This window comes from Roseateles sp., from assembly GCF_039929605.1.
Taxonomy (GTDB): Bacteria; Pseudomonadota; Gammaproteobacteria; order Burkholderiales; family Burkholderiaceae_C; genus Pelomonas.
Window position 1 is genome coordinate 1 of sequence record NZ_JBDSQX010000128.1, and the last position, 4,873, is coordinate 4,873.

Sequence of the window (4,873 nt, forward strand, 5' to 3'; positions counted from 1 at the left end):
CGAACGCACCGGCCGCACTGATGTCGATGCCGTCATGGCCGACTGGAACTTCTACATGGCCTACAACCTGTTCCGCATCGCGGCCATCGTGCAAGGCATCGCCAAGCGCGTGGTGGACGGCACGGCCTCCAGCGATCAGGCGAGGGAAACCGCCAAGAGCGTCAGGCCGCTGTCGGAGCTGGCCTGGAGCTTTGCGCAGAAGGCCTAGACGTTGCCCGGTCGCGTGGACGGCGTCCACGCGACGGACGTCGTCGTCGGCCAGGCGCCGCTGTCCGCCAGCCGGGCATTCACGCGCAGCGCCTCACGCGCGGCGGTTTCCAGCAAACGCACCAGCGCCTGCACGCGAGGCAGGTCGGGCTCGGCCATCTCGGTGCGCAGGTAGATGTTGCCGCGCATGCACATCAGCACGAAGGGGTGGCCTTCGGGCAGCAGGTCCTGGCTGGCCTGCACGAGCACCTCGCTGAGCTCACCATCGATCCATGCGCCAGTCAGCTCCTTAGTGACGCCGACGACGCCGTAGCGCTGGCGCACGATCTGCGAGGCCGCGTTGTTGAACTTCGGGAACATCACCAACCAGCGCATCTCTTCGGGCGTGTCGGTGTCGACGCGGGTCTTGAGCGTGTCCGTGTAGGCCTCGAAGACAGCGCGCTCCAGGTTCTCCATCAGCGCGCGGCACAGCACCATGGTCTGCAGGTCGGGGTGCAGGCCCATCTCGCAGCGCATGCGCAGTTCGGTGCCAGGCAGGTAGCTGCGCTGCGAAACGCCCCACTCCACACGCATCGGGCCGGGCTGCGCCTTGGGCTGCTCGATGAGGAAACCGGAGCCGTCTCGCGTCTGCGAGAAGCTGGCGCCGCGTGACTCGGCCCACTCCTCGATCGGACGCCAGCGCGCCGCGTTGGCGCGGGTCACCAGCCAGTTCTTGACTTGCTTTACCACCATGAGTCTTGAGAAGTCTGAGAATGGGGCTGCGGGCCGGGGTCAACCTGGGGCCCACCGGATGGAGGCGACGAATGATTGAAGTCTACTCATGGCCCACGCCCAACGGGCACAAGGTGCACATCATGCTGGAGGAGTGCGGCCTTGCGTACCGGGTCCATCCCGTGGACATCGGCGCCGGCGAGCAGTTCGCGCCCGACTTCCTCGCCATCAGTCCGAACAACAAGATCCCCGCCATCACCGATGCCGACGGCCCGGGCGGCCAACCGATCTCGCTGTTCGAGAGCGGCGCCATCCTGATCTATCTCGCCGGCAAGACCGGGCGGCTGTTGCCCGCCGACGTGGCGGCCAAGTACGAGGTGCTGCAGTGGCTGATGTTCCAGATGGGCGGCGTGGGGCCCATGCTGGGCCAGGCGCATCACTTTCGCATCTACGCGCCCGAGAAGCTGCCCTATGCGATCGACCGCTACACCAACGAGGCCAAGCGGCTTTACGGTGTCATCAACAAGCGGCTGGCGCACACAACCTACATCGGCGGCGCGAGCTACTCCATCGCCGACATCGCCATCTTCCCCTGGCTGCGCTCCTGGAAGAACCAGGGCGTCGAGATGCGCGACTACCCGCATCTGAAAGGCTGGTTCGACGAGATCGCCAAGCGGCCGGCCGTGCAGCGCGGGGTGGAGGTGCTGGCCGGCGTGCGCAAGCCATTGACGGATGACAAGGCGCGGGAAGTTTTGTTCGGCAAACGGCAAGTGCAGCAGCACTGAGCGATGCCCGTCGTGGGCCCCGCTCAGGACTTGCGGTCCGCAGTCCGTTGACCGACACGGAAGATGACGAACTCGGCAGGCTTGAGCGGCGCGACACCGACCAGGCAGACCAGCCGCCCGTTGTCGAGGTCGTTCTGCGTCATCGTCGAGCGGTCGCAGCGCACGAAGAAGGCCTTCTCGGGCCTGTCGCCCAGCGCGCCGTTGCGCCACTCGTTGACAAGGAAGTCGCTGACGGTGGCTCACGTTGGCCCACAGCGCGTCGGTGTTGGGCTCGAACACGGCCCACTGCGTGCGCCTGTCGATGGAGCGCTCCAGGTAGGCGAAGTAGCGCCGCAGGTTGACGTATTTCCACTGCGGGTCGGAGCTGATCGTGCGCGCACCCCAGAGGCGGTATCCGCGCCCCTCGAAGAAGCGGAAGGCATTGATGCCCTCGGGGTTGAGCACCTCCTGCTGGGCCGTGCTGCAGGCCGCGCTCGAACTTCCTGCGCAGCGCAGCGAGTTCGTCGCGCCCGGCGTCGTCCCATTCGATCTGGCTGATCTTCGGGCCGAGCCCATTGCCGAGCGCGTCCAGCGCCTCGAGCAGGCCGCTGCCGTTGTCGATGAAGTTGCTGGCCGTGTCGCTGCCGTTGAGCAGCACGACGGGCAGGCCGGCACGGGTGGGGCCTGCCAGACTGAAGCGGTCGAAGAGGCCGTCGGGCACGCCCGCTGACTGGTGCGCGGGCGGGCTCTGCGTGCGGTCGTCCAGCAGCGCGCGCATCAGACGAGGCTGTGCTTGCTCAACGGCAAGTCGCGGATGCGCTTGCCCGTCGCCGCAAAGATCGCATTCAGCACGGCCGGCGCAGCGACTGCAATCGTCGGCTCGCCCACGCCGCCCCAGAAGCCGCCGGACGGCATGACGATGGTTTCGACCGCCGGCATGTGCTCCATCTTCATCACCGGGTAGGTGTTGAAGTTCTGCTGCTCGACGCGGCCGTCCTTGATCGTGATCTCGCCGAACAGCGCCGCCGACAGGCCATAGACGAAGCCGCCCTCGACCTGCGCGGCGATCTGCTGCGGGTTGACCGCGTGGCCGGGATCGGTGGCGGCGACGATGCGGTGGATCTTGAACTCGCCCTTCTTGTTCACAGACACCTCGGCGCAGGCCGCCACATAGCTGCCAAAACCCATGATCTGCGCCAGGCCGAGGTAGCGGCCTTTGGCGCGCGGCTTGCCCCAGCCCGCCTTGGCCGCCGCCGCGTTCAGCACGGCCAAGTGCTTGGGCGAGTTGGCCAGCAATTCGCGGCGCAGTTCCAGCGGGTCGCGCTTGGCAGCAGCGGCCACCTCGTCGACGAAGCACTCCAGGTAGATCGCGTTCTGGTTCAGGTTCACGCCGCGCCAGAAGCCCGGCGGCACCGGCGGGTTGCGCATCGCGTGGTCGATCAGCAGGTTGGGCACGGCATAGCCGAGTGCACCTTCCGCGCCGGTGGCATTGAGGCCCTGGAAAACGGCCGGGTCTTTCCCGTCCTTGATGTTCTGCGGAAAGAGGCCCGCGACGATGCTCTGGCCCGAGATGCGCATGTGCAGGCCCATCAGCTTGCCCGCTGCGTCCAGCCCGGCGGTCAGCTTGCACTGCGTGACCGGGTGGTAGCGGCCATGCGTCATGTCCTCCTCGCGGCTCCAGATCAGCTTGACCGGCGTGCCCGGCAGCTCCTTGGCGATGAGCACCGCCTGTCGCACCCAGTCGTGCACCGCGCCGCGCCGGCCAAAGCCGCCGCCGAGGTGCAGCTTGTAGACCTCGCAGGCCGACGGCGACAGACCCGAGGCCTCGGCGGCGGCGGCCAGTGCGCCCTCGCCGTTCTGTGTCGGCGTCCACACCTCGCAGCGCTCGGGTGTCCACGTTGCCGTCGCGTTCATCACCTCCATCGTCGCGTGGTTCTGGTGCGGCACGCTGTAGACGGCCTCGACCTGCATCGCCGCGCCGGCCAGCGCAGCCGCCACGTCGCCGTGCGCGCTGCCCACGGCGGCTTCCGGCGCGTCCAGCCCGGCTGCCAGCGTGGCGGCCACGTCGGCGCTGCTGAGCTTGGCGTGCGGGCCCTCGTCCCAGACGACGGTCAGCGCATCCAGCGCCGTCTTGGCTCGCCACCAGGTATCGGCCACCACGGCCACCGCCGTGTCACCGACCTGGACGACCTTCTTCACGCCGGGGCGCTTCTCGATCTCGCTCGCGTCGAAGCTCTTGAGCTTGCCGCCAAACACCGGGCAGTCCTTGATGGCCGCGTTGAGCATGCCGGGCAGCTGCAGGTCCATGCCGTAGACGAGCGAGCCGTCCAGTTTGGGCTTGGTGTCCAGCCGCTTGATGGGCCGGCCGGCGAGCTTCCAGTCCTTGACGGGCTTGAGCTGGATGTCGGCCGGCGCGGCGAGCTTGGCGGCCTCGGCAGCGAGCTGGCCATAGCTTAGGCGCTTGGCCCCGTGCGTGACCCAGCCTGCCGCAGTGGCGCACTCCACGACGGACACGCTCCACTGGTTGGCGGCGGCCTGGATCAGCAGCGCCCGCGCCAGCGCGCCGCCCTTGCGCACGTAGTCATGCGAGTCCCGGATGCCACGGCTGCCGCCCGTGCTCATGCTGCCCCAGGCGCGGTTGCGCGCCAGGTTCTGGCCGGGGGTCGGGTATTCGGTCTTCACTTTGGCCCAGTCGCATTCCAGCTCCTCGGCCACCAGCTGGGCCAGGCCGGTCAGCGTGCCCTGCCCCATCTCCGAGCGCGCGATGCGGATGATGACGCTCTCGTCCGGCAGGATCTGCACCCAGGCGTTCAGCTCCGGCACGGCGGCGTCGGCCTGGGCAAGACCCGGCACGTGGAACGCCACCATCAGGCCGCCCGCAGCGGCGGAGGTGACTTGCAGAAAGTCGCGCCGCTTCATGCCTGGCCCCCTTCGATGACGATGGGAATCTGCTTGCGAGTGACCTGCCCCGCCGCGAGGTGGATGGCGGCGCGCACGCGGTTGTAGGTGCCGCAGCGGCAGATGTTGGTGATGGCCGCGTCGATGTCCGCGTCGGTGGGCTTGGGCTTAGAGCCTATCCGTAAATAATGTTTATTGTCAGCGGCACCTTGCGGAACGCGATGATCGCTGCGGCGATGTGGTTGAGCGCGAGGAAGCTGCGATCGAGTTTCTCGTATCGCACGAGCAGCTTG

5 protein-coding genes and 3 pseudogenes are annotated in these 4,873 nt (G+C 67.8%); 3 read left to right on the forward strand and 5 right to left on the reverse strand.

Annotated features, from left to right (window positions below; genetic code table 11):
- Positions 1–208 (forward strand): annotated as a pseudogene (locus ABIS05_RS17750) (phosphotransferase family protein); the annotation flags it as partial.
- Here the strand turns inward: ABIS05_RS17750 and ABIS05_RS17755 are convergent.
- Positions 205–939: a hypothetical protein gene (locus tag ABIS05_RS17755; protein WP_348013823.1), complete on the reverse strand. Its 735-nt coding sequence runs from the start codon at positions 937–939 to the stop codon at positions 205–207. The pseudogene ABIS05_RS17750 and the gene ABIS05_RS17755 sit on opposite strands and share 4 nt — an antisense overlap.
- Positions 940–1,010: 71 nt before the next feature.
- On the opposite strand from ABIS05_RS17755, the gene ABIS05_RS17760 reads away from it, so the two are divergent.
- Complete coding sequence (locus ABIS05_RS17760; RefSeq protein WP_348013824.1) at positions 1,011–1,703, forward strand: glutathione S-transferase C-terminal domain-containing protein; 693 nt, start codon at positions 1,011–1,013, stop codon at positions 1,701–1,703.
- Between the two features lie 23 nt (positions 1,704–1,726).
- On the opposite strand, the gene ABIS05_RS17765 is transcribed toward ABIS05_RS17760, so the two are convergent.
- Positions 1,727–1,867, reverse strand: a complete 141-nt coding sequence (locus tag ABIS05_RS17765) for a hypothetical protein (RefSeq protein WP_348063300.1) — start codon at positions 1,865–1,867, stop codon at positions 1,727–1,729.
- A 293-nt stretch (positions 1,868–2,160) separates the two neighbouring features.
- Between ABIS05_RS17765 and ABIS05_RS17770 the strand changes: the two genes are divergently transcribed.
- A complete protein-coding gene (locus ABIS05_RS17770; protein ID WP_348013825.1) occupies positions 2,161–2,412 on the forward strand; it encodes a hypothetical protein in 252 nt (83 codons plus the stop codon).
- A 47-nt stretch (positions 2,413–2,459) separates the two neighbouring features.
- On the opposite strand, the gene ABIS05_RS17775 is transcribed toward ABIS05_RS17770, so the two are convergent.
- From ABIS05_RS17775 to ABIS05_RS17785, 3 genes and pseudogenes are all read right to left on the reverse strand, one after another.
- Complete coding sequence (locus tag ABIS05_RS17775) at positions 2,460–4,601, reverse strand: molybdopterin cofactor-binding domain-containing protein (RefSeq protein ID WP_348013826.1); 2,142 nt, start codon at positions 4,599–4,601, stop codon at positions 2,460–2,462.
- Positions 4,598–4,753, reverse strand: a pseudogene (locus ABIS05_RS17780) ((2Fe-2S)-binding protein); the annotation flags it as partial. The pseudogene ABIS05_RS17780 and the gene ABIS05_RS17775, both read right to left, overlap by 4 nt.
- Before the next feature lie 2 nt (positions 4,754–4,755).
- A pseudogene (locus ABIS05_RS17785) lies at positions 4,756–4,873 on the reverse strand (IS5/IS1182 family transposase); the annotation flags it as partial.